At 60.7% G+C, this 25,325-nt stretch carries 27 protein-coding genes and 1 tRNA gene; 15 read left to right on the forward strand and 13 right to left on the reverse strand.

Going from position 1 to position 25,325, the window contains the following annotated elements; genetic code table 11:
* Positions 1-64: 64 nt before the first annotated feature.
* Positions 65-982: a DMT family transporter gene (locus EDF70_RS09805; protein WP_132273154.1), complete on the forward strand. Its 918-nt coding sequence runs from the start codon at positions 65-67 to the stop codon at positions 980-982.
* Between the two features lie 86 nt (positions 983-1,068).
* Positions 1,069-1,650 carry a thymidine kinase gene (locus tag EDF70_RS09810; protein WP_132273155.1) on the forward strand — a complete coding sequence of 194 codons (582 nt, stop codon included), beginning with the start codon at positions 1,069-1,071 and terminating at the stop codon, positions 1,648-1,650.
* Positions 1,651-1,662: 12 nt separating this feature from the next.
* Here EDF70_RS09810 and EDF70_RS09815 read toward each other — a convergent pair whose 3' ends face one another.
* Positions 1,663-1,956 (reverse strand): hypothetical protein, encoded by a 294-nt coding sequence (locus EDF70_RS09815; RefSeq protein WP_132273156.1) that lies wholly within the window; start codon positions 1,954-1,956, stop codon positions 1,663-1,665.
* Positions 1,957-2,170: 214 nt separating this feature from the next.
* Positions 2,171-3,472: a sorbosone dehydrogenase family protein gene (locus tag EDF70_RS09820; RefSeq protein WP_132273157.1), complete on the reverse strand. Its 1,302-nt coding sequence runs from the start codon at positions 3,470-3,472 to the stop codon at positions 2,171-2,173.
* Between the two features lie 278 nt (positions 3,473-3,750).
* Here EDF70_RS09820 and ribH point away from each other — a divergent pair, with 278 nt between their 5' ends.
* From ribH to EDF70_RS09840, 4 genes are all read left to right on the forward strand, one after another.
* Positions 3,751-4,203: a 6,7-dimethyl-8-ribityllumazine synthase gene (gene ribH, locus EDF70_RS09825; protein WP_132273158.1), complete on the forward strand. Its 453-nt coding sequence runs from the start codon at positions 3,751-3,753 to the stop codon at positions 4,201-4,203.
* A 4-nt stretch (positions 4,204-4,207) separates the two neighbouring features.
* Positions 4,208-4,687, forward strand: coding sequence for a transcription antitermination factor NusB (nusB, locus tag EDF70_RS09830; protein WP_132273159.1), 480 nt, complete (start codon positions 4,208-4,210; stop codon positions 4,685-4,687).
* Positions 4,688-4,701: 14 nt separating this feature from the next.
* Positions 4,702-5,937 (forward strand): MFS transporter, encoded by a 1,236-nt coding sequence (locus EDF70_RS09835; protein ID WP_132273160.1) that lies wholly within the window; start codon positions 4,702-4,704, stop codon positions 5,935-5,937.
* Between the two features lie 246 nt (positions 5,938-6,183).
* Positions 6,184-8,322 (forward strand): sodium-translocating pyrophosphatase, encoded by a 2,139-nt coding sequence (locus EDF70_RS09840; protein WP_132273161.1) that lies wholly within the window; start codon positions 6,184-6,186, stop codon positions 8,320-8,322.
* Between the two features lie 76 nt (positions 8,323-8,398).
* Here EDF70_RS09840 and EDF70_RS09845 read toward each other — a convergent pair whose 3' ends face one another.
* Entirely contained in the window at positions 8,399-8,923 is a 525-nt protein-coding gene (locus tag EDF70_RS09845) for an outer membrane protein assembly factor BamE (RefSeq protein ID WP_132273162.1), read from the reverse strand.
* Positions 8,924-9,152: 229 nt separating this feature from the next.
* Here EDF70_RS09845 and EDF70_RS09850 point away from each other — a divergent pair, with 229 nt between their 5' ends.
* From EDF70_RS09850 to EDF70_RS09880, 7 genes are all read left to right on the forward strand, one after another.
* Positions 9,153-9,713, forward strand: coding sequence for a ubiquinol-cytochrome C chaperone family protein (locus tag EDF70_RS09850; RefSeq protein ID WP_132273163.1), 561 nt, complete (start codon positions 9,153-9,155; stop codon positions 9,711-9,713).
* A complete protein-coding gene (locus EDF70_RS09855) occupies positions 9,713-10,279 on the forward strand; it encodes a DUF177 domain-containing protein (RefSeq protein WP_132273723.1) in 567 nt (188 codons plus the stop codon). Before EDF70_RS09850 ends, EDF70_RS09855 begins: the two co-directional genes overlap by 1 nt.
* A 96-nt stretch (positions 10,280-10,375) precedes the next feature.
* Positions 10,376-11,425 carry a phosphate acyltransferase PlsX gene (gene plsX / locus EDF70_RS09860; RefSeq protein ID WP_132273164.1) on the forward strand — a complete coding sequence of 350 codons (1,050 nt, stop codon included), beginning with the start codon at positions 10,376-10,378 and terminating at the stop codon, positions 11,423-11,425.
* A 16-nt stretch (positions 11,426-11,441) separates the two neighbouring features.
* Positions 11,442-12,413: a beta-ketoacyl-ACP synthase III gene (locus EDF70_RS09865; RefSeq protein ID WP_132273165.1), complete on the forward strand. Its 972-nt coding sequence runs from the start codon at positions 11,442-11,444 to the stop codon at positions 12,411-12,413.
* A 152-nt stretch (positions 12,414-12,565) separates the two neighbouring features.
* The gene (locus EDF70_RS09870) at positions 12,566-12,904 is read left to right on the forward strand and encodes an integration host factor subunit alpha (RefSeq protein WP_112728403.1); all 339 of its coding nucleotides are present in this window, start codon (positions 12,566-12,568) and stop codon (positions 12,902-12,904) included.
* A gap of 130 nt (positions 12,905-13,034) precedes the next feature.
* A complete protein-coding gene (locus EDF70_RS09875) occupies positions 13,035-13,571 on the forward strand; it encodes a MerR family transcriptional regulator (RefSeq protein ID WP_132273166.1) in 537 nt (178 codons plus the stop codon).
* A 143-nt stretch (positions 13,572-13,714) separates the two neighbouring features.
* Positions 13,715-14,197 (forward strand): BA14K family protein, encoded by a 483-nt coding sequence (locus EDF70_RS09880; RefSeq protein WP_132273167.1) that lies wholly within the window; start codon positions 13,715-13,717, stop codon positions 14,195-14,197.
* Between the two features lie 151 nt (positions 14,198-14,348).
* On the opposite strand, the gene EDF70_RS09885 is transcribed toward EDF70_RS09880, so the two are convergent.
* The 8 genes from EDF70_RS09885 to EDF70_RS09915 form a co-directional block, all read right to left on the reverse strand.
* A tRNA-Pro gene (locus EDF70_RS09885) sits at positions 14,349-14,425 on the reverse strand.
* Between the two features lie 80 nt (positions 14,426-14,505).
* Complete coding sequence (locus tag EDF70_RS09890; protein ID WP_132273168.1) at positions 14,506-14,694, reverse strand: hypothetical protein; 189 nt, start codon at positions 14,692-14,694, stop codon at positions 14,506-14,508.
* A 111-nt stretch (positions 14,695-14,805) separates the two neighbouring features.
* On the reverse strand, positions 14,806-14,955 hold the full coding sequence (locus EDF70_RS29975; protein ID WP_165931982.1) for a hypothetical protein: 150 nt from the start codon (positions 14,953-14,955) through the stop codon (positions 14,806-14,808).
* Between the two features lie 123 nt (positions 14,956-15,078).
* Positions 15,079-15,372: a DNA-binding protein gene (locus EDF70_RS09895; RefSeq protein WP_132273169.1), complete on the reverse strand. Its 294-nt coding sequence runs from the start codon at positions 15,370-15,372 to the stop codon at positions 15,079-15,081.
* Between the two features lie 53 nt (positions 15,373-15,425).
* The gene (locus tag EDF70_RS09900) at positions 15,426-16,721 is read right to left on the reverse strand and encodes an O-antigen ligase family protein (protein WP_132273170.1); all 1,296 of its coding nucleotides are present in this window, start codon (positions 16,719-16,721) and stop codon (positions 15,426-15,428) included.
* Positions 16,718-18,259: an undecaprenyl-phosphate glucose phosphotransferase gene (locus tag EDF70_RS09905; RefSeq protein WP_132273725.1), complete on the reverse strand. Its 1,542-nt coding sequence runs from the start codon at positions 18,257-18,259 to the stop codon at positions 16,718-16,720. The genes EDF70_RS09900 and EDF70_RS09905 overlap by 4 nt, the downstream gene beginning before the upstream one ends.
* A gap of 59 nt (positions 18,260-18,318) precedes the next feature.
* Positions 18,319-19,473, reverse strand: a complete 1,155-nt coding sequence (locus tag EDF70_RS09910) for a glycosyltransferase family 4 protein (RefSeq protein ID WP_132273171.1) — start codon at positions 19,471-19,473, stop codon at positions 18,319-18,321.
* A gap of 9 nt (positions 19,474-19,482) precedes the next feature.
* The gene (locus EDF70_RS09915; RefSeq protein ID WP_132273172.1) at positions 19,483-20,061 is read right to left on the reverse strand and encodes a polysaccharide biosynthesis/export family protein; all 579 of its coding nucleotides are present in this window, start codon (positions 20,059-20,061) and stop codon (positions 19,483-19,485) included.
* A 212-nt stretch (positions 20,062-20,273) separates the two neighbouring features.
* Between EDF70_RS09915 and EDF70_RS09920 the strand changes: the two genes are divergently transcribed.
* Complete coding sequence (locus EDF70_RS09920; protein ID WP_132273173.1) at positions 20,274-22,466, forward strand: exopolysaccharide transport family protein; 2,193 nt, start codon at positions 20,274-20,276, stop codon at positions 22,464-22,466.
* 4 nt (positions 22,467-22,470) lie between these two features.
* Here the strand turns inward: EDF70_RS09920 and EDF70_RS09925 are convergent, their stop codons facing one another.
* Both EDF70_RS09925 and EDF70_RS09930 read right to left on the reverse strand, forming a co-directional pair.
* Positions 22,471-23,721 carry a GNAT family N-acetyltransferase gene (locus EDF70_RS09925; protein WP_245519107.1) on the reverse strand — a complete coding sequence of 417 codons (1,251 nt, stop codon included), beginning with the start codon at positions 23,719-23,721 and terminating at the stop codon, positions 22,471-22,473.
* A 123-nt stretch (positions 23,722-23,844) separates the two neighbouring features.
* Positions 23,845-24,060 carry a DUF2842 domain-containing protein gene (locus tag EDF70_RS09930; RefSeq protein WP_132273174.1) on the reverse strand — a complete coding sequence of 72 codons (216 nt, stop codon included), beginning with the start codon at positions 24,058-24,060 and terminating at the stop codon, positions 23,845-23,847.
* Positions 24,061-24,202: 142 nt separating this feature from the next.
* Here EDF70_RS09930 and EDF70_RS09935 point away from each other — a divergent pair, with 142 nt between their 5' ends.
* The gene (locus EDF70_RS09935; RefSeq protein ID WP_132273175.1) at positions 24,203-25,303 is read left to right on the forward strand and encodes a COX15/CtaA family protein; all 1,101 of its coding nucleotides are present in this window, start codon (positions 24,203-24,205) and stop codon (positions 25,301-25,303) included.
* Positions 25,304-25,325: the final 22 nt, after the last annotated feature.

The raw sequence follows: 25,325 nt of genomic DNA on the forward strand, positions 1-25,325 counted from the left end.
AAACCGTAAAACGTCCTTGCCCTGAAACCGTGTCGCAACCGGCGTCCTGGAGCGCCTTCCTGTCATGAATAAAACAGCGGCTTCGGCCGTCGGCGGCAACGCCGTTCTGGTCGGCATCTCCCTGATGCTCGTCGGCATTCTCATGTTCGCCTTGAACGACGCCATGGGCAAATGGCTGGTTGCCAGCTTTTCCGTGGGACAGGTCCTGCTGATGCGCTCGTTCGGCGCCTTTTTCGTGCTCGGCCCGATGCTCGCCCGCCGTCCGCTCTCCTCCCTGGTCACGGTTGAGAAGCCGCATCTGCAGCTTGCCCGCGTCGTCATGGCGACGGCTGATACCGGCCTGTTTTATGCCGCAGTGGTCTATCTGCCGCTCGCCGATGTCATGACCTTCTACATGGCCGGCCCGATCTATGTGGCGGCAATCTCGCATTTCCTGCTGGGTGAACGTATCGGCTGGCGCCGCTGGCTGGCCGTTACCATCGGTTTTATCGGTGTTCTGGTCGCGCTGCGCCCGTCGGAAGCGATGCTGTCCTGGCCGTCCATTTTTGGTCTGGTCGGCAGCCTGTCATTCGCGCTGTCCATGGTGCTCGGCCGCGTTTTGCGCTCCACCTCCGATACCACGCTCGTCACCTGGCAGACACTCGGCTGCCTCGTCACCGGTGCTGTTCTTTGTATCGGCACCTGGGTTCCGTTCAGTCTGGAACAGCTGCTCGCCCTGCTTCTGCTCGGCGTGGTGTCCTGCTCGGCGCATCTGATGATCACCCGCTCGCTGAAACTGGCACCGGCCTCGGTTCTGGCACCGCTGCAATATACGCTGCTGCTCTGGGCTATCGTATTCGGCTGGGCGTTTTTTGGGGAGTTTCCCGAGATACACACACTCGTGGGTGCCGCCATCATCGTGCTTTCCGGCCTGTTCATCTTCCACCGCGCCAAGGTGAAGGACGAGCAGCCGCTGGTGCCCAACAATTCCAGCCACGGCTGAGGGCGGAGCCCCGGCCGGTTGCAATTTCCTGTGGTTTTTGCGCCGGCCATCTTTCAACCGTCGCCGGTACGGACCAAAACACCGGCATGGCCAAGCTCTATTTCCACTACGCGACGATGAATGCCGGCAAGTCGACCATGCTCTTGCAGGCCTCCTACAATTACCGGGAGCGCGGCATGCGCACGGTGATTTTCATCGCCGCCTTCGATGATCGCGCCGGAACCGGCAAGGTGGCGTCGCGCATCGGCCTGTCGTCTGAAGCCATCCCTTTCCGCGCCAGCGACGATCTTTACGCCCAGATCGAGGTGATGCACGGCCAAGAGCCTATCACTTGCGTTTTCATCGATGAGGCGCAGTTCCTGTCGGCCGAGCAGGTGTGGCAGCTTGCCCGCGTGTCGGATCGTATCGGCATTCCGGTGATGGCCTATGGCCTGCGCACCGATTTTCAGGGCAAGCTTTTTCCCGGTTCGCACGAACTGCTGGCGATCGCCGACGAGCTGCGCGAAGTCCGCACCATCTGCCATTGTGGCCGCAAGGCGACGATGGTCGTGCGCGTCGGTGCGGATGGCGAGGTGGTGCGAGAAGGCGCGCAGGTGGAAGTCGGCGGCAATGACCGTTACGTCTCGCTCTGCCGCCGCCACTGGGAAGAAAAGATGAGCGGCGAATAGACCGGCAAAGTTTCAGCCTTCCAGTTCATGCCGTTCAGCCCGCGCATCGAGCGCCTCGGCAGCGGCCCGTAAAAACGCTGTCCGGCGATCATCGGCAGCAACCTGCGGCCCCGGCTGAATTTCATCGCGGATACTTTCCATGAAGCCCAGATGGTCGAAAGTATCGGAAGCAATATTGACATCGACCTCGTCCAGATAGTGGGACAAAAACGGCTCCAGCGAGAGGTTCTTGTCCTTCTGGTATCTCAGCGCCATCTCGCGAGCGAGTTTGACCATTTGTACATGCGGGCCAAGTTTGGCACTCATCCAGGAAATCTCCTTCGGTGTTGTCATTCGGTGCGACTGTGGGCTTTAGAAGAATGTCAGTCGACCGCATTTGTTTCTAGTGCCGCGTTGATGAAGGACAAGTCTTGCGCATTCACGGATGGCGGGCAATCGATAACGGTTGCGACAACTGCGTTTTGACCATGGATTGCGCAGGATCGATGGCTGGAGTTTGTAAAATGACTGCCTTCCTCCCTCACGCTGCCGTCACGCGCCAGATCACATCCCCGACATCATCCGCCATCAGCACCGCGCCATCGGCGGCCAGCGCCACGCCGACCGGGCGGCCATAGGAGTATTTTTCGTCGGGCGAGAGAAAATCGCTCAGAATGTCGCGCGGCAGGCCGACCGGCTTGCCGTTTTCGAAGGCGACGAAGGCCAGCTTGTAGCCGGAAAGTTTCGATCGGTTCCACGAGCCGTGCTGGCCGATCGCCATGCCCGACGGAAAGCCCGGCAATGTTCCTTCCGGCAGCCAGCAAAGCCCCAGCGACGCCGTGTGCCCGCCCAGCGCATAGTCGGGCTGCAGCGCTGCGGCCACCTTTGCGGTGTCCTGCGGCACGCGGTCGTCCACCACCCGGTCCCAGTAACAGAAGGGCCAGCCGTAAAAGCCGCCGTCACGCACCGATGTCAGATAGTCGGGCGGCGTCTCGTCACCCAGCCCGTCGCGCTCGTTGACGACGGTCCAGAGCATGCCGCTCTCGGGCTCAAACGCCATGCCGACGGGATTGCGCAGGCCACCGGCAAAAATGCGCGATTGGCCTGTTGCGAGATCGTATTCGTGAATGCAGGCGCGGTTTTCTTCCACCGCCATGCCGCCATCCGCGATATTTGTCAGTGATCCGACGGCCACGTAAAGCTTGGTCCCATCCTGGCTGACGATCAGATTGCGCGTCCAGTGCCCGCCGGGCACCAGATCCATCAGCTTTTTGCCGGCCTGTGTGATCTTTGTGGCGCCCGCCTCGTAAGGGTAGGCCAGCAGCGCATCGCTGGCGCCGACATAAAGTGTCTCGCCGACCAGCGCGATGCCAAAAGGCTGCCGCACGTTCTCGATATAGGCAAAACTTTGCTCGGCCACGCCGTCGCCATCGGCATCGCGCAGCAGCGTCACCCGGTTGGCGCTTTCGCCGGCAGCGCCCGCCCGCTGCATTGTCGCCGACATCGCATGTTCGAACAGGCCGCGTGGCGTGCCCCGCTCGCCCATCGATTCCGCCACCAGCACATCGCCATTGGGCAGGACATGCATATTGCGCGGATGCACCAGACCGCGCGCAAACGCGTTGACCTTCAACCCCTTGGCGGCCGTCGGCTTGTGGTCGCCTTCCCAGCCCCTGGCGGTCGGCATTTTCAGCGTCGGTATCTTGCCCTGCGGCTTGGCGACCGGAATGGCCGGCGTCGTGCCGTAGACCGGCTGCCGCAAGCCATCGCCCGAATGGCGAATGGCCACGGCGCATTGGCCGACAAGAGCGACAAAACGGGCAAAAAGAGAAGGTTCGGCCATGGGTTGCCTCAGGATTTGCGGAGAAACATAGGTCGGAGCCGGAAGCTAATGCCTTTTTCCGGGCATAACCAGAGGATGGGGAGAATTATCACCAGGGGCGGACGCCGCTCCGTTCGAAGCCACATCGAATGCGCTTGCCAACCGTCTTGCCAAAGCGCAAGCATGCAGAGAGTACGGGGCAGCCATGGCTAAAAAGGCTTGCCAATCAGCGTGTGACATGGTTTGACCCGGCCAATTCGCGGCGCGCGTGCGTCGCCTTCATTATCAGGACATCGCAAATGCCTACGGAAAACCCTCATCTTCTGATCGTCGAGGCGCGTTTTTACGACGACATGGCCGATGCGCTGCTCGATGGCGCCACCACTGCCATCACCGCTGCCGGCGCCACCTATGATGTGATCACCGTTCCCGGTGCGCTCGAAATCCCGCCGGCGATTGCCATGGCGCTCGATGCAGCTGAAAACGACGGCAAGTTCTACGACGGCTTTGTCGCGCTCGGCATGGTCATTCGTGGTGAGACCTACCATTTCGATATCGTTGCCAACGAATCCTCGCGTGCGCTGATGGATCTGGCCGTGTCGGAATCGCTCGCCATCGGCAACGGCATCATGACCGTTGAAAACGATGAGCAGGCCTGGGCCCGCGTGCGCCGTTCGGACAAGGACAAGGGTGGTTTTGCCGCCCGCGCCGCACTCACCATGATCGCCCTGCGCGAAAAGCTGGCGGGCTGATACGATGGCACGTGATCTCGACCAGCCGGTCAAGCCGGCAAACCAGCGCGGCGCTGCCCGTCTTGCCGCCGTTCAGGCGCTTTACCAGATGGATATCGGCGGCACCGGCGTGCTCGAAGTCGTCGCCGAATACGAGGCGCACCGCCTCGGCCAGGAACTCGACGGCGATACCTACCTGAAGGCCGATGCTTCGTGGTTCCGCTCCATCGTCGCCGGCGTCGTCCGCGATCAGGAAAAGATCGACCCGATGCTGCGTTCCGCGCTTCAGGAAGACTGGCCGCTGTCGCGTCTCGATTCGACCCTGCGCGCCATGCTGCGTGCCGGCACGTTCGAATTGATCGAACGCAAGGACGTTCCAGTCGCGGTCATCGTAACGGAATATGTCGAAATCGCTCAGGCCTTCTTCGAGGGTGAAGAACCCAAGATCGTCAACGCGGTTCTCGATCGTCTCGCAAAACAGATCCGGGGCGACACCAGAAAGTAACGGGGAAGAAAAAGATGGATGCGTCTGGGGCAACCGGTAGTTCGCATGGTCTCGAAGGCCAGCTGAAAACCGCCAGACGCAACGTTTTCATTCTCTCCGGTACACAGGCCATTCTCGGCTCCATTGCGCCGCTGACGATTTCGATCGGCTCGCTTGCCGGTTATCAGCTGTTGAGCCTCGACAAGTCGCTGGCGACGCTGCCGGTCACCGGCTTCAATATCGGTACGCTGCTCGGCGCTGTGCTGATCGCCATTCTCGCCCGCCGCCTCGGCCGGCAGCATGCCTTCATGTTCGGTGCTATCATCGGTGCCATGGGTGGCGCGCTTGCCACCGTTGCCCTGTTGCGCGGCGATTTCTGGCTGTTTGCCGCAGCGCTGACGCTGATCGGCACCTGCGGCGGCTTTACCCAGAAAATCCGCTTTGCCGCTGCCGATGCTTCGCCGTCCTTTTTTAAGGCCAAAGCGATCTCGTGGATTCTCGGGGCAGGGGTCGTCTCCGCCGTCATAGGTCCGCAACTGGCCATCTGGGCCAAGGATATCTTTGAGCCCTTCACCTTCGCCGGCACCTTTCTCGCCATCGTGCCGCTGGCGATTCTGTCGATCGGCATTCTGTTTTTCCTGAAGCTTCCGGCGCCTACAGCCCCGTCAGGCCATGCCGAACAGGCCCGTCCGCTGCGGCAGATCGTCGCCACGCCGCGCTTCCTCACCGGCATGCTTTGTGGCATCGGCACCTATTCGCTGATGAATTTCGTGATGATCGGCGCACCGCTCGCCATGGTCATCGGCTGCGGTTTCCCCACCGAAATGGCCACACTCGGCATTCAGTGGCATGTGCTTGCCATGTTCGCGCCAAGCTTTTTCACCGGCATGCTGATCTCCCGTTTCGGTGCGGAAAAGCTGGTCATCGCCGGGCTTTTCATCCTCATGGCCTGTGCGGTTGTCGCCCATATGGGCGTTGAGCTGTGGAATTTCTGGGCCGCATTGGTGCTGCTGGGCGTGGGCTGGAACTTCGGCTTTATCGGCTCGACCGCCATCGTCGCCTCCAGTTATCGCCCGTCGGAAGCCGACAAGGTGCAGGGGTTTCACGATATCGTCCTGTTCGCCGCCGTGGCACTTGCCTCGTTTTCCTCCGGCAAGGTTTTCACCGCCTTTGGCTGGTCGGTCATGAACCTCGCCATCTGGCCGGTGGCAATCGCCTGCCTGTTTCTGGTTCTCAACCTTCTGAGGCTACAGCGCCGCCAGCCGGCCTGAACTGTCCCGGCATCGCAGTCAGCGCCTGCCTGACGATCATCAACGACATCACAGCCTGCTCGACCTCGCATGACGCATCCGCTCCCGGACGGTTGTGCACGAGGGCTTGACGCACCTTCGCGCGCACAGCAATCTCCCGGTCGCGCTGCTTTGCCGTCCTTGGGAGGGGAGGGTGCAGCGACCGGGCGTTTCTGCCCGCCATACCTATGCATATTTGGCGTTGCGTTTTTTGGAGAGGAAAAACGAATGACAGTGCTTACAGGGGTAATCATCTGCGGATTTCTATCGATCGTCTACGCCGTCTGGGCGACACGATCGGTTCTCGCCGCAGATCAGGGCAATGCCCGCATGCAGGAAATCGCAGGTTATATTCGCGAAGGCGCACAGGCCTATCTCACCCGCCAGTACATCACCATCGGCATTGTCGGCGCCGTCGTCACCGTTGCCGTCTGGCTGCTTTTGACCGGCCTTGCCGCTTTCGGCTTCGTCATCGGTGCCGTGCTGTCGGGTGCTGCCGGCTTTATCGGCATGCATGTCTCGGTGCGCGCCAACGTCCGCACCGCGCAGGCATCGTCCGTCAGCCTTGCCGCCGGCCTCGACATCGCCTTCAAATCCGGTGCCATCACCGGCATGCTTGTGGCGGGGCTCGCCCTTCTCGGCGTCTCCATCTATTTTGCCATCCTGACGGCGGGCCTCGGGCATGAACCCGGTTCGCGCACCGTCATCGATGCACTCGTTTCGCTCGGCTTCGGCGCGTCGCTGATTTCCATCTTTGCCCGCCTCGGCGGCGGCATTTTCACCAAGGGCGCGGATGTCGGCGGCGATCTCGTCGGCAAGGTCGAAGCCGGTATTCCGGAAGACGATCCGCGCAACCCGGCCACCATCGCCGATAACGTCGGCGACAATGTCGGCGATTGCGCCGGCATGGCGGCCGACCTGTTCGAGACCTATGCCGTCACCGTCGTCGCCACCATGGTTCTGGCTGCGATCTTCTTCACCGGCACGCCGACGCTTGGTGCCGCCATGCTTTATCCGCTGGCCATCTGCGCGGTCTGCATCCTGACCTCGATCGTCGGCACGTTCTTCGTGCGCCTCGGCCCCAACGGCTCGATCATGGGCGCTCTTTACAAGGGCCTGATCGCAACCGGCCTGCTGTCGATTGCAGGCCTTGCGGCCGCCACTGCCGTCACCGTCGGCTGGGGTTCGATCGGCACCGTCGCCGGTCAGGATATTACCGGCGGCAACCTGTTCGTCTGCGGCATTATCGGCCTGATCGTCACGGCACTGATCGTGGTGATTACCGAATATTATACCGGCACCAACAAGCGCCCGGTCAATTCCATCTCGCAGGCGTCGGTCACCGGTCACGGCACCAACGTTATTCAGGGGCTTGCCGTGTCGCTCGAATCGACAGCACTGCCGGCCATCGTCATCTGCGGTGGCATCATAGCCACCTACCAGTTCGGCGGCCTGTTCGGTACCGGCATCGCCGTTACCACCATGCTCGGCCTTGCCGGCATGATCGTTGCGCTCGACGCCTTTGGCCCGGTCACCGACAATGCCGGCGGCATCGCCGAAATGTCTGGCCTGCCGCCGGAAGTGCGCAAGGCAACCGATGCGCTCGATGCGGTCGGCAACACCACCAAGGCTGTCACCAAGGGATATGCCATCGGCTCAGCCGGTCTCGGCGCGCTCGTCCTGTTCGCCGCCTATTCCAACGACCTGCAGTTCTTCGCCGCCAATCCGTCGCAATATCCGTATTTCGAGGGCATTGGCGACATTTCCTTCAGTCTGTCCAACCCTTACGTCGTCGCCGGCCTCATCTTCGGCGGCCTCATTCCCTACCTGTTCGGCGGCATCGCCATGACGGCGGTGGGAAAAGCGGCGAGCTCGATCGTCGAGGAAGTCCGTCGCCAGTTCCGCGAAAAGCCGGGCATCATGCAGGGCACGGAAAAGCCGGATTATAGCCGTGCCGTCGATCTTCTGACGCGGGCCGCCATTCGCGAGATGATCATCCCGTCGCTGCTGCCGGTTCTCGCACCCGTTGTCGTGTATTTCGGCGTGCTTCTGATCTCCGGCTCCAAGGCTTCGGCCTTTGCCGCCCTCGGCGCCTCGCTGCTCGGCGTCATCGTCAACGGCCTGTTCGTGGCGATCTCGATGACCTCGGGTGGTGGCGCCTGGGACAACGCCAAGAAAAGCTTCGAGGATGGTTTTGTCGACAAGGACGGCCAGCGCCACCTGAAAGGCTCCGATGCCCACAAGGCTTCGGTGACTGGCGATACGGTCGGTGACCCTTATAAGGATACAGCGGGTCCGGCCGTCAATCCGGCGATCAAGATCACCAACATCGTCGCTCTTCTCCTGCTGGCAATCCTCGCCCACTGAACAGCGAATCGAAAACACAAAAAAGCCCGCGAACCATATGGTTTCGCGGGCTTTTCCTTGAAGCTTCAAGCCGTGGTTACGGCTGTGCCTGCTGGAATATGTTGCGGGCAGCGGCTGCGGCTGCACCCGGTCCGGAACCGCCGGTCAGCAGCTGCTGCAGGAAGGTCAGATCCTTGCCGCCTGTCGGCGTGGTGCGCGAGATGGTGTCGAACACCTTGCCGTCCTGCATCGTATAGCTGGCGCGGCGATCAACGACGCCATCCTTGTTGAAATAGACGGCAACAACGGTCTGGTCGACCACGCGCGGCTTCATGAAGGCGGCGCTGCGGCGGCGAACCTGAGAGATGTAATAGAAGACTTCGTTGTCGAAGGTTGCCGTGGTCGACGGCGTGCCCATGCTGAGCATGACCTGTTCGCGGCTTGAGCCGACGGGGATCAGATCGAGCGCCTGCTTGTCGACGACATAACCGCTATAGATCGTATCGCCGATACCCGTGGTGCAGCCGGAAAGGCCAAGCGTTGCGATGACGAGCGCGATTGCGGTCTTGTTCATCAGTTTCATGTCGGGCCCGTAAACGCGCTTCTTCACACCAGTCCTCATGTCTTCCACCTCGCCGCAAACCGGCTCCCCTGCTACACACAGCATTGTGGCTATTCCGCGAACAGGACCATAACCTTGGTCGTCCACGGCCACTTGGGTGTCGCTTTGCCGCGTTCCGCTGAACGGCGTTGCAATTCGTGCCTGCTTCGGTAAACCAGCTTTCGTTTGCATGCAACACGGCCGCCATCCGGACGGGCGCTTTTGCTGGCGATGTTTGACGGGATTTCTCATGTTTTTCGGTCTGTTCGGAAAAAACAACCAGAACCGCGCAATTGTCGACCGGCAATATGCGACGCTGACCGCCGCCGCGCGCGATCCGTATTTCTATACCGATCTTGGCGTGCCGGACACCGTCATGGGTCGGTTCGAAATGCTGTCGATCGTGATGATCCTGTTTTTTCGTCGCACCCGGACATCGCCGCGCAGCGGGCAGGAAATCGCGCAGGAAATCGTCGATGCCTTCTTTCAGGATATCGATCATTCCATTCGCGAACTCGGGATCGGCGACCAGGGCGTGCCCAAACGCATGAAAAAACTGGCCGGCATGTTTTATGGTCGTCTTGAAGCCTATGCCGCAGCGCTCGACGCAAAAGACGAGACGGCATTGGCGGAAGCGCTGAGACGGAATATATACCCTGAAACGCAAGAGGGCGCGCCCGCCCCGACGCCTGTGGCCATGGATGGTCTGGCGCGCTGGATGGGCAAGGCAGACGCCGATCTTGCGGCTCTGGATGAACAAGATATTTCCCGTGGAAATGCGCAGTTGCGCAGGCCGGGAAGCGAGGCATGATGCAGAACGATATTCACGAAGAAAAGCCGCCTTTCTCCTACGGCGTCAAGGTTGGTCACGTCTCGACCAATGCCATCTCGGTCAAGGCCGAGGCCGATAATCGCGAGCTGGTTGAACTTGCCAAGGCGTGGAAGGTCGTTTCGGTCGAAGCGCTTTCGGCCGAATTGCAGATCAATCGCTGGAAGCGCGACGGTATCCGCGTCAGGGGCAAGGTGAGCGCCAGACTGACGCAGGAATGCGTGGTGACGCTTGATCCGATCGAAACCAGGATCGAAGAGGAATTTGAGCAGATTTTTGTGCCGGAAGGCTCAAAGCTTGCCCGCGTCGCCACCGGCACGACGGCTGAAATGGTGCTCGATCCCGATGGTCCGGACCTTCCGGAAACCTTTGCCGGCGATACGCTCGACGTTGGCCCCATCATCAGCGAGTTCGTGGCGCTGGCCATTGATCCCTATCCGCGCAAGCAGGGTGCGGAATTTGCCGATCATATCGAAATGGGCGATGAAGAAGTCAGCAAGCGCCCATCGCCCTTCGCTGCCCTGAAAGACTGGAAAAACGGGCAGTAGCGTTTCGCTTTCGACATAATTGAGTTATATGCGAGCCGAAATTTATTGTTTTGGCCGCGATTTCGCCTGAGGCGAAACAGAAGGAAAAAACCAAGCGTGATCAGAATCTCAATCGATGCCATGGGTGGCGATGCCGGACCTTCGGTCGTCATACCGGGCGTCGCCAAGGCGCTCGAGCGTCATCCCGAGGCAATGTTTCTGATTTACGGCCAGAAGGATGTCTGCGAGCCACTTATCGCCCAGCATCCCAAACTGCGCGAAAAATCGGTCTTCCATCATTGCGATGTCGCCGTTGCCATGGACGAAAAGCCGTCAGCGGCTCTGCGTCGCGGCCGCAACGTCTCCAGCATGTGGCGCGCCATCGATGCCGTGAAGCAGGGTGAGGCGGATGTCGCCATCTCGGCCGGCAATACTGGCGCCTTGATGGCGATGGCGAAACTCTGCCTGCGCATGCTCGATGGCGTCGATCGCCCGGCCATCGCCGGCATCTGGCCGACGCTTCGCGGCGAAAGCATCGTGCTCGATATCGGCGCCACCATTGGTGCGGATGCCCAGCAGCTTCTCGATTTCGCCGTCATGGGCGGCGCCATGGCGCGCGCCCTGTTCGAGATCGAGCGCCCGACCGTCGGCTTGCTCAATGTCGGCGTCGAAGAGGTCAAGGGCCAGGAAGATGTCAAGGAAGCCGGTCGCCTGATTCGCGAAGCTGGGTTCACCACCATCGATTATCGCGGTTTCGTCGAGGGCAATGATATCGGCAAGGGCACGGTCGACGTCGTCGTAACCGAAGGCTTTACCGGCAATATCGCTCTCAAGACTGCCGAGGGCACTGCCCGCCAGATCGCCGAACTGCTGCGCGCCGCCATGTCGCGCACGCTGCTGGCCAAGATCGGTTATCTGTTCGCCAAGGGCGCTTTCGATCGCCTTCGCGAAAAAATGGATCCGCGCAAGGTCAATGGCGGCGTCTTCCTCGGCCTGAACGGCATCGTCATCAAAAGCCATGGCGGCACCGATGCGGAAGGTTATGCCGCCGCGATCGACGTCGGTTACGACATGGTCAGAAACGCCCTGAACGAAAAGATCGCGCAGGACTTGAAAACATATCACGCCAAGCATCAGCCCGATCAGGGCCCAGAAGAAGCTGCGTGAGGACAGGACAGAAAGCATGATCCGTTCAGTGGTACGCGGTTTCGGGGCAGCGCTTCCGAAACGGGTTGTCAGCAATGCCGAATTGGAAGGCATGGTCGAAACGTCGGACGAGTGGATCGTTCAGCGCACCGGCATCCGGCAGCGATATCTCGCCGGGGAAGGCGAAACGACCGCTTCGCTCGGCGAGGCAGCGGCCCGCGCCGCCCTCGAGCGCGCCGGCCTGACGGCCGACGATATCGACCTCGTCATCGTCGCCACCTCGACGCCGGACAACACCTTTCCGGCGACTGCCGTCAACATCCAGCACCGCCTCGGCATGACCAAGGGCTATGCCTTCGACGTGCAGGCCGTCTGTACGGGCTTCGTCTACGCCATGGCGACGGCTGATGCGCATTTGCGCGCCGGCCTTGCCAAGCGTGCGCTGGTCATCGGCGCCGAAACATTTTCCCGCATCCTCGACTGGAACGACCGCACCACCTGCGTGCTGTTCGGTGATGGCGCCGGCGCGCTGGTTCTGGAAGCGCAGGAAGGCGAGGGCGCGATTTCCGATCGCGGCGTGCTGACCGCGCATCTGCGCTCTGACGGCTCGCACAAGGATAAGCTCTATGTCGATGGCGGCCCGTCCTCGACAGGCACCGTCGGTCATCTGCGCATGGAAGGCCGCGAAGTCTTCAAATACGCCGTCGGCATGATCACCGACGTCATCGAAGCTGCCTTCGAAGCCACCGGCACGACGGCCGAAACGCTGGACTGGCTGGTGCCGCACCAGGCCAACCGCCGCATCATCGATGGTTCGGCCAAGAAACTCGGCATTCCGGGTGAAAAGGTCGTGGTGACGGTCGATATGCACGGCAATACGTCGGCCGCTTCCATCCCGCTTGCACTCTCCGTCGCCGCCGGTGATGGCCGTATCAAGCAGGGCGATCTGGTCATGCTGGAAGCCATGGGTGGTGGCTTTACCTGGGGTGCCTTGCTCGTCCGCTGGTAATCTGCAGACAGCGCCCCATATGCGTAAAAGAAACGGGAGATACCTTAGCCAAGCGACGGATAAGCGAATGGAAGCAGACGCTTGACCGCCGCCGCCAAGAAACATAAGCTCCCTTCTGCTTTGATAACAATAATTTCTGATGGGCGGGGGTCATGGCCGGTAAGACAGTGACGCGAGCAGATTTGGCGGAGTCGGTTTTTCGCAAGGTCGGGCTCTCTCGGACGGAATCTGCTGAGCTTGTCGAAACCGTCATCGACGAAATCTGCAACGCGATCGTGCGCGGGGAGATGGTAAAACTGTCTTCTTTCGCGACTTTTCAGGTTCGCGCCAAGAACGAGCGTATCGGCCGCAATCCGAAGACGGGTGAAGAAGTGCCGATCTCGCCACGCCGCGTGATGACCTTCAAGGCCTCGAACGTGCTCAAGCAGCGTATTCTCAAAGCCCACACCCAGCGCAAGAACAAGCAGAAGCCTGCCAACCCGGCAGCCTGACCTTCCGCATCTCCTGTGGCAAACGTGAGCGGGTGCTTGAAACCGGGCGCCCGAACCGTTGTTATGTGACGAATCGTGAAACTGCTGCTGCCCCTTTGGTGTATGCGGCATGCCGCCGGAGACGAGCCCCTTGGACAAGAGCCCTGACGCCTTTCGCACCATCAGCGAAGTCGCAGACGATCTCGACCTGCCGCAGCACGTGCTGCGCTTCTGGGAAACCCGTTTTCCGCAGATCAAGCCGATGAAACGTGGCGGCGGGCGCCGTTATTACCGTCCCGACGATATCGATCTTCTGAAGGGCATCCGGCACCTGCTCTATGATCACGGTTATACGATCAAGGGCGTGCAGAAGCTTCTGAAGACAAACGGCAACAAGTTCGTCTCCGCCATCGCATCCGGCGATCTCGCCACGATGGAAGCGATCATGGCGGCGAATGGCGAAAAGGCCGCCGCCGAACCGCGGGTCGCCAATCCCGACGAAGACCAGATTGTCGGCCGCCCCAAGGCCAAGCCGAGCGGTCGCTTCTTCGGTTTCGGCGGGGGAGGCGACGATCTGCCGGAAATCTCCGTCGGCAAGAGTTCCGTCGGCAAGGAAGACCGGGCGCTGCTTCAGGAAGCATTGTTCGACCTTCTCGAATGCAAGCGGCTGCTCGATCAGGTCCGCTGACGGATTTTACAAAAACGGAAGTCTATTTTCGAGTTCACGTGGAGTTCCCGATGGTGTGAACACGTTTTTTTGTTCGTTCACCGCTGGTTCATCGCCAAAAAGCGACCATATCCTCATCAAATAGCTAGGTGAGGAAGATGAAAATGAAAAAACTCGCGATCATCGCCCTGTCTGTTGCAACGGCATTTATGGGTGTCGCACCTGCACAGGCTTTCCCGTCGGTAGCATCTGCGCCTAAGGTTCAGCAGCAGCAGACGACGGATGTTCAGACTGTCCAGTATTGGGGTGACCGGCGTGAATGGCGCCATGGCGGCCGCGGCTGGGATCGTGGTCGTGGCTGGGATCGCGACCGCCGCTGGGACCGCGACCGTCGTTACGGTAACCGCTATTACCGCCGCCATCACCGCAACAACGCGGGTGCCATAATCGGTGGTCTTGCGCTTGGCGCGATCGTCGGCGGCGCCATTGCCAACTCGCAGCCGCGTTATGCACCGGCACCGCGATATTACCAGGGCGCAAGCTCGCACACACAGTGGTGTGCCAACCGCTATCGCTCGTACCGGGCATATGACAACACGTTCCAGCCCTATAACGGCCCGCGCCAGCGGTGCTATTCGCCTTACTGAGGTGAACTCGAATCATCAAAGAAACGGCTCGCGAAAGCGGGCCGTTTTTTTGTGATCAGGATCAGCAACTGAAAACGGTTAGTTGCTTCCGCGGTTCACGAAGAGGATTTTAAAGATTTGAAATTTTGCTGGGGAACATCAAGAGTTTAATTGGTCGGGACGGCAGGATTTGAACCTGCGACCCCTTGACCCCCAGTCAAGTGCGCTACCGGGCTGCGCTACGCCCCGACCTGCCTCTTGCGAGGCAAGACCTCCATAAATGCTCGCCACGATGCACGCAAGAGCAAATCGCCACGATTGCAAATAGTTCAGCGGTAAAGCGGCGCGCGGGTGGCGTTCATCAGCAACTCCTGCTCGGATGCAAATTGCCCAAGCAGCCGTACGAGACGGTTCTCTTCCCTGTCGTCAAGGCGATAGCGCTTGGCGAATTCACTGACGTTCCAGACCTTGCGGACTGTATTGCTTTCGATGGATTGTCCGGAGAGATGTGTGCTCATGAAGTTCCCGCATTTCTTATTGTGATGCGCGGCGTCAACGACGATCCGCGCATTTTGTTCCGGGGAGTTTAGAGCATTTTCGTAAAATGCGGATGACAGCCGTCCAGGCGATCAGTTTTCTTCGACCTTCACGCCGTCCTGTCCGATGCTGAGTTCGACGCCCTTCGGCTTGCTCTCTTCGTTGACGACGTAAGCGCCAAGCCCGACCACGGCGATGATGAGTGCGCCGATGATGAGGTAGAGGCCGTTATTGCGGGACATGCGATTACTCCTTTGGCATTGACGCGGTAAATGGCGCGACATGCGTTACACAATTTGCCCGCGACAACGGCGGTCGTGCCAAAATGTTCCAGCATGATGAAAGATTTACGCGAGGGACGAGTGTCAGTCGTCGTTGGTCGCATTCAGCCGCTCGGGACGAAGACCTTCGTCGGCAGTTCCACTGCGCAGGCGGATGCCGGGTCCAATCGAAGCATCTTCCTGGCCGGCGGCCAGAAACACGATGCCGCGGCTTTCGAGTGCCGATTGCAGCCGGCTGGCGAGCAAGGCGTCAGAGAACGTCTCACCCTTTTCGGCTTCGTAAATGTCGCTGGCGGAAAGGCCGGTGAGGGCGGCAAGCTCGTCCACCGTCAGACCGATCATGGCGCGCCCGGCGCGGAGTTGGGAAACTGTCAGCATCAGGGGAAACTGGAGACGATCGCAGCGAAGTCAAGGCTTGCGCTTGCCCCGGTTCAGCAATCGAGCAGGGAGCGTTCCGCCTGTGCGGCCGAGCCGCTTGCCGGTGGCCGAGCCCGCTTTTCGCGTTCAGCCCGCTGGTGGCGGCTTTCCAGTGCCGCACAGCCCCAGACGATACCGAACAGGATATAAACGTGCCGCCAGTGGTCGATGTCGATGACGTTGCCGATCAGGGCGTGGCCGGCCACCATCACCCAGGCGATCATCAGATAGGGCTGCCACGGCCGGTCGCGCAGAAGATTGCGGAAACCGATGATCAGTGTCCACCAGATCAGGATGATGTAGCAGACGAAACCAAGCCAGCCGTAAGTGGTCAGCGATTTCAGCCAGATATTGTGTTCATCCTCGCCGAACATTTTTCCGAGCATCATCGGCCCGAGGCCGAGCGGGCGCTCCATCGACATTAGAAAACCCATCTTGTGGCGCTCGAAGCGGCCAAGGCGGGCGCCATCATATTCCTGAACCAGCTTGGCGCGGCTCTCGAACAGGTTGTAGACCTTTTTCGACTGCATGGCGGCGGCCATGCCGAGCGTCATCACCAGAATGGCGGCAATCGACAGGGACAGGATTTTCAGGCGAAAGGCGCCTGTGCGCTCCTTCAGCAGCATGATGGCGACGAGGGCGATGGCCGAGAAGGCAAACAGCGCCCAGGCGGCACGCGAGAAGGAAAGCAGCACGCCCAGCGAAAGCACCATCAGGCCGGCAATGTCGAGCGGTGCTTCAATCAGCTTGCCGCTCAAAAGGCGATAGATCAGATAGAGGGCAGGAGGCACCAGATAGGGACCAAACACGTTCGGGTCCTGAAAGGCCCCCTTGGCACGGTCGTAAAGCGTGAAAACCTCGAAGCCGGGCAGGGCATGGAAATAACCCAGAATACCAAGCATGGAAGTGATTACCGCCGCTGCCACCCATGCCTTGAAGATCAGCGCCAGCCGGCGATGCTCGTCTTCGATAATCGCGGCATAAAAGACGGAACTTAACGCCAGGAAGAGCGACACCGCGACATACATCGGCCCGCCCGAAATATCCTTCATCACCGTCAGCGAAAACATGCCGCCGACATTGAACAGCAGAAGCAGGACCAGAAGAGGCGCATTGGCGCGCGAGATTTTCAGGCCGAGCAGAAACCACAACGCGATCTGCGCTGCCATGACCAGTTCATAAGGGGCGGGCTCGGAAATGACGAAGCCTGACAGGAAGACCCCGAGGGCAACCAGCATGGAGCCGCAGATCCGCAGAGCCGCAAGCTGCGGCCGAAAGGGGCGTGCCGGGCTGTCAACGATCGCGCTCAATAGGCATTGTCCGTATTGAGAAGCCGGATCGGCGTCAGGAACAGGATCTTCAGATCGAAGAGCAGCGACCAGTTCTCGATATAGTCGAGATCATAGGTGATGCGGGCGCGGATCTTCTCATCGGTGTCGATTTCGCCGCGCAGGCCGTTTATCTGAGCCCAGCCAGTCACGCCGGGCTTGACGCGGTGGCGGGCAAAATAGCTTTCGACGACATCCACATATTTGCGGTCGCCGGTCTGGGCCTGAACCGCATGCGGGCGTGGGCCGACCAGCGAAAGGTCGCCGCGCAGCACGTTGAAGAACTGCGGCAACTCGTCGAGCGAGGATTTGCGGATAAACCGGCCGACCGGCGTCACGCGCGGATCGCCCTTGGTGACCGCAAGCTTTGCGGTCGGATCGCCCAGATGCGTGTACATCGAGCGGAATTTCAGAACGTTGATGATCTCGTTGTTGAAGCCGTGACGCTTCTGCACGAACAGGATCGGGCCGGCAGAGGTCAGTTTCACGGCCAGTGCCACGCCGAGCATGACCGGCCAAAGGAAGACGATGGCAAGCATCGAGAAGAAGATGTCGAAGGCGCGTTTGGCAACCGAATCCCAGTCGCGGATCGGCTTGTCGAAAATGTCGAACATCGGCACGGCGCCGACATGGCTGTAGGCGCGCGGGCGAAAACGCAGGCGGTTGGCATGTGCGGCAAGGCGGATATCGACCGGCAGCACCCAGAGCTTGCGGATCAGTTGCAGGATGCGATCTTCTGCCGTCGGCGGCAGCGCGATGATCAGCATGTCGATGCGGGCGAGACGCGAAAATTCCACCAGTTCGGCGAAGGTGCCGAGTTTCGGATAACCGGCGACGACTTCGGGCGAGCGGTCGCTGCCGCGATCGTCGAAGATGCCGCAGATGCGGATATCGTTATCGGGCTGGCGCTCGAGCGCACGCGCCAACTCCTTGGCCGGCTGGCCGCCGCCGACGATAACGGCACGGCGTTCCATGATGCCGTTGCGAGCCCAGTTGCGGATGGCGAAAGCGGTAAGGAAACGTTCTATCAGCAGGACGCAAGCCCCGCCGACCAGCCACACGATCAGGCCCACGATCGTCGGAGCGCCATCTGCGGCCAAGAGAATGCCGGTGCTGATAGCCACGCCGATGACCCAGCTGCCAAGCAGGCGCATGCGTGTGCGGCCGGGTGCGCGGATACTGGGGATCTGATAGGCGTCGGCAAGCTGCAACAGCAGCACGACGAGTGCCGCGCCGGCGCCGATGACGGAAAAACGAATGGCGAGTGACCGTTCCGCCGGGCCGAACAAGAGTTCGGCCATCAGGCCGACCGCCAGCATCAGCAGGAATTCGACCAGACGATACTGGCCGATCAGCATGGAAGGGGAATAGTTTTCGTCGCGGAACTGTTCGGCAACCTGACGGGCGAGCGGGTTGAGTTCCACCGGCTCGTGCGGATCAGGTGTGGAGGCAACGCCATCCGAAACACGGCGGCGCAATGCCTCGATATCGAACTGCTCTTGTCCTTCGAGCTTGCTCATCATGTGCGATCTCGTCCTCACTGGCGGAGGATGTATCACAACATTCGGTAAGAAATCGTTTAGATGTTGCTGATGCGAGCGGTCAGGTCCCGGTATAGCGACAGCATCTGATCGGCCATTGCAGAGGCTGAAAACACCGCCCTGAAGGCGTCTGGCGCCGGCATCACGTCTTCGCGCCAGGTGGGGTTGGTCATCGCGTCGACCATCACATGTGCAAGGTCCGCCGCATCGCCGGGTATGGCAAGGGCGGCACTTTCGGCCCCCAGAATTTCCGGAATGCCGCCGACACGGGTGGCGATCACCGGTTTTTCGGCGGCCAGCGCCTCGATGACGATATAGGGCATGGCCTCGGCGCGGGATGGCACGACGACATTGCGCGCCAGTGCAAACGCCTGCCGTGCCGGCATTGCCTCCAGCATGCGGATACGGCGGCCAAGGCCGCGCTCGGCCATCATCCGGTGATAACGGTCGCGATCCGGCCCATCGCCGACCATCACGGCCGAGAGGGGGCGCCCGACAGCACGTTCTGTGCGGCCGAAGGCATCGATGAACTTGTCGGGACCTTTGAGGTCACGCAACATGCCGATGTAGAGGAAATCCGCGTAGTCTTCCGCCGGCGTAACCGGCCCGAATTCGCCGTCGCGCACGCCGTTATAGATCACCTGCGACCGTGTCGTGATCGGGCCAACCTTGGTTTCATAGGCGCGGCGCTCGAATTCACAAACGAAGACGAGGCTGTCGGTAAAACGCTCCTGAAACCGTTCGAGCTTCAGAACCACCCGACCGGACAATTTTGCCCGGTCATAATGCAGACTGCCCCCGTGGGGCGAATAGAGGCGGGCTACGCGATACTTGTTTACCCGCAGGGCTGAGCCGATGAGCCGTGCCAGAACGCCACCCTTGGCGCCATGACCGTGCAAGACATCCGGCTGCAAACTCTTGATGTGTTTGTAGCTTTTATAAAGCGCATTCAGATCCGACGGTGCTACCGAACGCCGGATTGGGATGCGTATAAGACCGAGGGAGAGATGCGGCCTGATTGTGTCGAACAGCCGCTCCTCGTGAGCACCACCCGTGGAACTGTCACAGAGAATACCAACCTCGTGGCCGGCTGCCCGATGTTCCTCCACCAGATCACGGACATGTCGGAAGATGCCGCCGACCGGTGACCTGAAGCAGTGGATAATCCTGAGAGGGCGCTCCGTAGGCGTCATGATGTGCGATCAGAAGAGACGCTCGCGGACATAGATCGTGTCGCCGGCAAGCACGGCGCTTGAGATCGATGTCCGGCCGGTAATGCTGCGCCCGTTGATCTTGCGGGTCACGTCGATGTCGCGCTGGTTGCCGCGGGGCGTGAAGCCGCCGGCAATGGCAATGGCGTTCTGCGCAGTCATGCCGGGCACATAGGAATACTGGCCGGGGCGGCCGACTTCACCCATCACGAAGACCGGGCGATAGCGGTCCATCTCGATGGTGACATCGGGATCGCGCAGATAACCCTGCTTGAGTTTGGCGGCAATCGCACCTTCAAGCGCGACCATGGTCTGGCCACGTGCTGCGACCTGACCGATCAGCGGGAAGGAGATATAGCCGGCCTGATCGACCGTATAGGTATTGGAAAGACCGGTCTGTTCGAACACGCTGACGCGCAGGCGGTCGCCGCTGTCCAGCCGGTAGGGCTGGATGGTTGCTTCCTGAAAGCTTTTGGGTGCCGGCTGATACGTGCTGCAGGCGCCAAGCATTGTCGTCGCGGCAAGTGCTGCGGCCAATGCAATTTTTGATCGTGAACGGACGAAAGACATCTCGCGACAGGGCTCCGGCAATAAAACCATGGCGGTCGTTATCGGTCCATTAGGGTTAATGCCCGGTAAAGAGGAGCGGAAATTCGTGTATAGCGGAATGTTTTCTCAAGGTACAACTTCGTGGAGTGCGGCATTAACGGTCGAGTTACCATGATCATTTAGGTTGCGGCTCTGGTTTCCAATATCGGCAGTCCCTGAGTACGGAGTGTGGCATGTCAGCAAACAGCAATCAGGACGTGGATATCGACCTCGGGCAGCTGTTTTCGGCTGTCTGGGAGCGCAAGAAGACGATCCTCACCGCGACGGCGCTTGCAGGCGTGCTGGCCTTCGTGGGCTCCAGCCTGATGACGCCTGCCTACAAGGCGGAGAGCCGACTGCTGATCGAAAACCGCGCGCCGTCGCTGAGCGGTCTGCCTGATCCGGCCGGCGCCAACGATCCGGTGCTCGATGCTCTCAACATCCAGAGCCAGGCGCAGCTCCTGCAATCGACCGACCTTATCAAGCAGGTCGCGCGCGAAATGAAGCTGACCGAGCGCAAGGAATTTGATCCGGACGCGCATTCCTCCATGCCAAACCCGCTGGTCATGCTCGGGCTCAAGCAGAACCCGCTCGACTTGCCGTCGGAAGACCGGGTGATGAAGGCATTCCGCGAAAAACTGCAGGTCTATCCGGTCGAAGGGTCGCGCGTTATCGCCATCGAATTCAGTTCGGAAGATGCGAAACTCGCCGCCGCCGTACCGAACCGCATGGCAGAGGTCTATCTCAGCATGCAGAGCGGCGCCAAGCTCGACAGCCATGCGGAAGCCGCCAAGTGGCTGGAGCCGGAAATCGCCGCGCTGACCAAGCGCGTCAACGAGGCGGAAAAGAAGGTGGCCGATTACCGCTCGTCGTCGGGCCTGTTCCGCACCAGCGACACCAGCAATCTTTCCAACCAGCAGCTTAACGACATTTCCGCCGAACTGGCGCGGGTGAGAGGAGAGCGCGCCAATGCCGAGGCACGCGCTGAAAATGTGCGCGCCGCGCTTCAGGCCGGCCGTCCCTCCGATTCACTGAGCGATGTCGTCGGCTCTGCGATGATCCAGCGGCTGAAGGAAACCGAAGCCAGTCTGCAAGGCCAGCTCTCCGATCTCTCCACATCGCTTATGGAAGGCCATCCGCGCCTGAAGGGCTTGCGCGCCCAGCTTTCCGGCATCCGCCAGCAGATCGAAAACGAAACCCGCAAGATCCTCGCCAGCATCGAAAGCGAAGCGAATGTCGGGCGTCTGCGCGAAACACAGCTGATGCAGCAGTTGAATGGCCTGAAGGCGGACAGTGCCCGCGCCGGCGAAGAGGAAGTGGGCTTGCGCGCGCTTGAGCGCGAAGCGACGGCGCAGCGCCAGCTTCTCGAAACCTATCTCGCCCGTTACCGCGAGGCGACGTCGCGTATCGATCGCAGCTCGACGCCGGCCGATGCCCGTGTGATTTCCACAGCGGGTGAACCGGCCGAACCCTATTTCCCAAAGATCATCCCGATCACCATCGTCGTGGCATTGGCAACGCTGGTGGTCAGCACCATCGTCGTGCTGCTGATCGCGCTGTTTGGTGGGCGTGCCCTGCGTCCGAGTGAAGCCGAGGTGGTTGAGGTTGCGCCTCGCGCCCGTGTCATCGAGCCGCCCAAACCTGTCGCCAAGCCGGAAGCGGTTGTGGTTGCGCCTGTGGCCGAAACCGCAGTCGTTGCGGAGCCCGCCGCGACGCCAGTCGAAGCGGTTGTCGCCAGCGAAGTGGTGAAGGCACAGGACGACGCTTTCAGCATCGAGGCCGTGCGTGACTATATCATCGGCAAAAAAGTGCAGGTGGCGGTCGCCGTCTCTCCGGGCGGTGACGAAGGCTCGACCGCAACCGTCATGCTGGCGCGCGAACTGGCGGAAGCCGGACGCACGGTGGTTCTGGTCGACATGACCGGATCATCCTGCCCGACGCGCCTGATGGCGAGCGGCAAGACCTTGGCCGGTATCACCGATCTTCTGACCGGCAGCGCTGCCTTTGCCGATACGATCCATCCGGACCGCCTGTCCGACGCGCATGTCGTGCCACGCGGCACTGCCGACGGTGCCACCGCCATGCGCGGCGCCGACCGGCTCGGCATGATTATCGACGGGCTCGCCAGCGCCTATGATGTGGTGCTGGTCGAATGCGGCCCGGCCGGCATTGCCAATCTGGCGCGTCTGACGCGCGGCAAGGATGCCGACATCGTCATTTCGGCACCCGGTTTCGATGAAAAGCGTCTGTCCGACACGGCGGAAGTTTTCGAGACCGCTGGCTACAGCAACCTGATGATCATGGCCGGTACGTCGCTGACGCCGCCGACCGACCGCGACAGCGAGCATGGCGGCCGTTCTTCTGGTCGTAGCAGCCGCGCGGCCTGAGGGCTCAATCGTTTTCTGCGGGCGCCGGTTGCGGCGCCTGCCTGCCCGCTCGCAATCCCTGCAGCCAGCCATACAGCGCCTTGTTGCGCTTGATGGCGCCCGTGGCGCGAATTTTTGCCGCCAGCAGATGCATCATCAGCCAGCCTCTTACACTGATCGGCAGCAGCAGGTCGTGGGTGATGGTTTCCACCGTACACCAGCTGCGTTTGTAAGGCTGGTCGCCGACGCCGAAATCGAACAGCGCAGCACCTGTCTGGCAGGCGCGCTCGATCATCAGCCAGAACAGCAATTCGCCGGGACTTGCCTCCGGCACCAATGTGTCGTCGATCGAGCCGAACTGGCAGATCACATGGTCACCCTTGCGCGACAGGCCTGATATGGCGGCGATCTTTCCATCGTGTTCCCCCTTCAGGCGGATGGCATGCAATTCGAGCGGCGTGTCACTGCCGCGCTCGGAAACATTCATCAGGCTGCGAAAAAAGGCTTTCTTCTCCGGTGCCTGAAACACGTCCGGCAGGCCATGCAGCCGGAAACGCGCTGCCTTCTGTTCGAAAAAGGTTTCGAGCAGTGCATGCTTTTCCTCGGCCGTTCTGGCGATCACGTGCTCGTAACCACCTTTTTCCTGCAGCCGGCGCTGTTGGACGCGAAATTTTTTACGCCGCCGTTTGGCATTTACCTGCGCCAGCGTCTCTTCGAAGCTGGGAAGAAGGGGCAGCTGAAACGTCCGGTTGGCGTCCTCTATGGCATGCAGGCCGGTCAGTGGATGGGCGACATCGCGCCACATCAGCGGGATGGTTTCAAGCGCCAGCAGATCGACATGACCTTTCAATAGTGCCTTGAGCATGGCGGCAATCGCCTGCACCGCTTCGCCATCGAGATAACGAAAATCGTCATCCAGCAGGCCGCTATTGATGTTGTTGAACCGTCCTCCGAGGAAACGGGCGATACGCCCGCCGCTCTCATGCACCGTTTCGAGCGGCAGGATCAGCACTGTCCGCCCATCAATCCGGCCACGCACGAGGAGGAGAGGGGTTTGGTGTGCCATGTGCCATGCATGGCACCAGTCATAGGCCTGGTGGAGGGAATTGCGGGGCAGGGCTTCCAGTCGCCGCCAATCGGCTTCGATGTCTTCCATCCGGGCGACCAGATCGAGGCGCAGGTTTGCGAGCGGAAATGGCGGCGGGGCGACATACGCTCCGGCAGGAGGCGCGGTCGTGTCGAGAACCGTTTCGAAATCGGTTTGAGGCCGCTGCACACCCATCTCCGCCATCACATTCGCGTGCAAAATACAGGGCCAGTTGCAACAATCTGTTTATGCGCGCCGCCCGGCTGAGGATTCCGATCCGGGTGGTTAAGGCCGGGTCAATGTCGGCAACCGTCAGGCACGCGGTGGCCTTGGCCCGGCCATCCATTTGATGACGACCATGGCCGGCAGGATCCACAAGAGGCCGGATAGCAGGAAATACAGGAAATGCACCCACCAGGGCGAGGTGGCGAGAAGCAGCGAGGCGACCGTGGTGGCGGCCAGCGCATACACGATCACCAGAATGATGATGAGGATGGTGCCGATAAAGCTTCTGAGGCGCGGATGCATTTTTTCGTCAAGCTCTCCCGTCAAGCCGCGACCGCATGCCGCAAAGCCCAAGGACTTGTTTTGCACCGGGGCATCGGGCAAAGCAACGGACAAAAGCGCGCAGCAAGACGCTCATAAACATGTTCAGCAGGGACGGATTGGAATGTCGGTGATGAATTCGGCAGCAACAGATTTTTCCGGCAACACGACGAAGCTGGCGAAAAACCGCAAGGCCGTGCGCCTCTGGCTCGGTTTTGTCATCCTGACGCTTTTCTGTCTCGTGCTTGTCGGTGGCGCCACGCGGCTGACAGATTCGGGCCTGTCCATCACCGAATGGAAGCCGATCCACGGCGTCATCCCGCCGCTCAATGCCGCCGAGTGGGAAGAAGAGTTCCAGCTCTACCAGCGCATTCCGCAATACGAGCAGCTCAACAGCCATATGACGGTCGAGGACTTCAAGTCGATCTTCTGGTGGGAATGGGCGCACCGTTTTCTCGCCCGCGCCATCGGCATGATCTTCGCGTTGCCGCTCGCCTTTTTCTGGCTGACGGGCCGTATTGAAAAACAGGTCCGCTGGCCGCTGGTCGGCACGCTGGCGCTTGGCGGGTTTCAGGGCTTTATCGGCTGGTGGATGGTGTCATCCGGCCTCACCAAGCTCGTGAGCGTTTCGCAATATCGTCTGGCGACTCATCTCGTTATCGCCTGTCTGATCTTTGCCGCCTGCATGTGGATCATGCGCGGGCTGACGCCGCAGCGCCGCGATGCGCCGCCGACGCGTTATTCCGTCTGGGCAGCCGGCGGTATCGCCTTTCTGGCGCTGTTCCAGATCTATCTCGGCGCGCTGGTTGCCGGTCTCGATGCCGGCTTGAGCTACAACACATGGCCGCTGATGGACGGCGCCTACATTCCGGCCGACCTGTTCATTCGTGATCCATGGTGGATCAACCTGTTCGAAAACCACAAGACGGTGCAATTCGTCCACCGCTGCGGCGCCTATCTGATCCTTGCCGCAACGCTTGTGCACATGCTGATCACGCTGTCGAAGGCGCCGTCCAGCATCTATGCCACCCGCTCGATCATTCTCTTCGCGCTGGTCTGTGCACAGGCTGTGATCGGCATTCTGACACTGCTGTGGCAGGTGCCGCTCGATCTGGCGCTGGCGCATCAGGGCGGGGCGCTGATCGTGCTCGGTTACGCCGTGGTGCACTGGCGCGGTTATGTGGGGGAATATCCCGCCGAAAAGGAAAAGGCCGCGGCGAACTGAGTTCACCACGGCCTTTGATTGT

It is taken from the genome of Neorhizobium sp. JUb45 (assembly GCF_004343585.1).
In the GTDB taxonomy this organism is placed as follows: domain Bacteria; phylum Pseudomonadota; class Alphaproteobacteria; order Rhizobiales; family Rhizobiaceae; genus Neorhizobium.

Bases quoted from the DNA above. Each gene is read 5' to 3' on its own strand.
- EDF70_RS09805 (WP_132273154.1), top strand. From the start codon at position 65: ATGAATAAAACAGCGGCTTCGGCCGTCGGCGGCAACGCCGTTCTGGTC.
- EDF70_RS09810 (WP_132273155.1), top strand. From the start codon at position 1,069: ATGGCCAAGCTCTATTTCCACTACGCGACGATGAATGCCGGCAAGTCG.
- EDF70_RS09815 (WP_132273156.1), bottom strand. From the start codon at position 1,956: ATGAGTGCCAAACTTGGCCCGCATGTACAAATGGTCAAACTCGCTCGC.
- EDF70_RS09820 (WP_132273157.1), bottom strand. From the start codon at position 3,472: ATGGCCGAACCTTCTCTTTTTGCCCGTTTTGTCGCTCTTGTCGGCCAA.
- ribH (WP_132273158.1), top strand. From the start codon at position 3,751: ATGCCTACGGAAAACCCTCATCTTCTGATCGTCGAGGCGCGTTTTTAC.
- nusB (WP_132273159.1), top strand. From the start codon at position 4,208: ATGGCACGTGATCTCGACCAGCCGGTCAAGCCGGCAAACCAGCGCGGC.
- EDF70_RS09835 (WP_132273160.1), top strand. From the start codon at position 4,702: ATGGATGCGTCTGGGGCAACCGGTAGTTCGCATGGTCTCGAAGGCCAG.
- EDF70_RS09840 (WP_132273161.1), top strand. From the start codon at position 6,184: ATGACAGTGCTTACAGGGGTAATCATCTGCGGATTTCTATCGATCGTC.
- EDF70_RS09845 (WP_132273162.1), bottom strand. From the start codon at position 8,923: ATGAGGACTGGTGTGAAGAAGCGCGTTTACGGGCCCGACATGAAACTG.
- EDF70_RS09850 (WP_132273163.1), top strand. From the start codon at position 9,153: ATGTTTTTCGGTCTGTTCGGAAAAAACAACCAGAACCGCGCAATTGTC.
- EDF70_RS09855 (WP_132273723.1), top strand. From the start codon at position 9,713: ATGCAGAACGATATTCACGAAGAAAAGCCGCCTTTCTCCTACGGCGTC.
- EDF70_RS09865 (WP_132273165.1), top strand. From the start codon at position 11,442: ATGATCCGTTCAGTGGTACGCGGTTTCGGGGCAGCGCTTCCGAAACGG.
- EDF70_RS09870 (WP_112728403.1), top strand. From the start codon at position 12,566: ATGGCCGGTAAGACAGTGACGCGAGCAGATTTGGCGGAGTCGGTTTTT.
- EDF70_RS09880 (WP_132273167.1), top strand. From the start codon at position 13,715: ATGAAAAAACTCGCGATCATCGCCCTGTCTGTTGCAACGGCATTTATG.
- EDF70_RS09890 (WP_132273168.1), bottom strand. From the start codon at position 14,694: ATGAGCACACATCTCTCCGGACAATCCATCGAAAGCAATACAGTCCGC.
- EDF70_RS29975 (WP_165931982.1), bottom strand. From the start codon at position 14,955: ATGTCCCGCAATAACGGCCTCTACCTCATCATCGGCGCACTCATCATC.
- EDF70_RS09895 (WP_132273169.1), bottom strand. From the start codon at position 15,372: ATGCTGACAGTTTCCCAACTCCGCGCCGGGCGCGCCATGATCGGTCTG.
- EDF70_RS09905 (WP_132273725.1), bottom strand. From the start codon at position 18,259: ATGAGCAAGCTCGAAGGACAAGAGCAGTTCGATATCGAGGCATTGCGC.
- EDF70_RS09910 (WP_132273171.1), bottom strand. From the start codon at position 19,473: ATGACGCCTACGGAGCGCCCTCTCAGGATTATCCACTGCTTCAGGTCA.
- EDF70_RS09915 (WP_132273172.1), bottom strand. From the start codon at position 20,061: ATGTCTTTCGTCCGTTCACGATCAAAAATTGCATTGGCCGCAGCACTT.
- EDF70_RS09920 (WP_132273173.1), top strand. From the start codon at position 20,274: ATGTCAGCAAACAGCAATCAGGACGTGGATATCGACCTCGGGCAGCTG.
- EDF70_RS09930 (WP_132273174.1), bottom strand. From the start codon at position 24,060: ATGCATCCGCGCCTCAGAAGCTTTATCGGCACCATCCTCATCATCATT.
- EDF70_RS09935 (WP_132273175.1), top strand. From the start codon at position 24,203: ATGTCGGTGATGAATTCGGCAGCAACAGATTTTTCCGGCAACACGACG.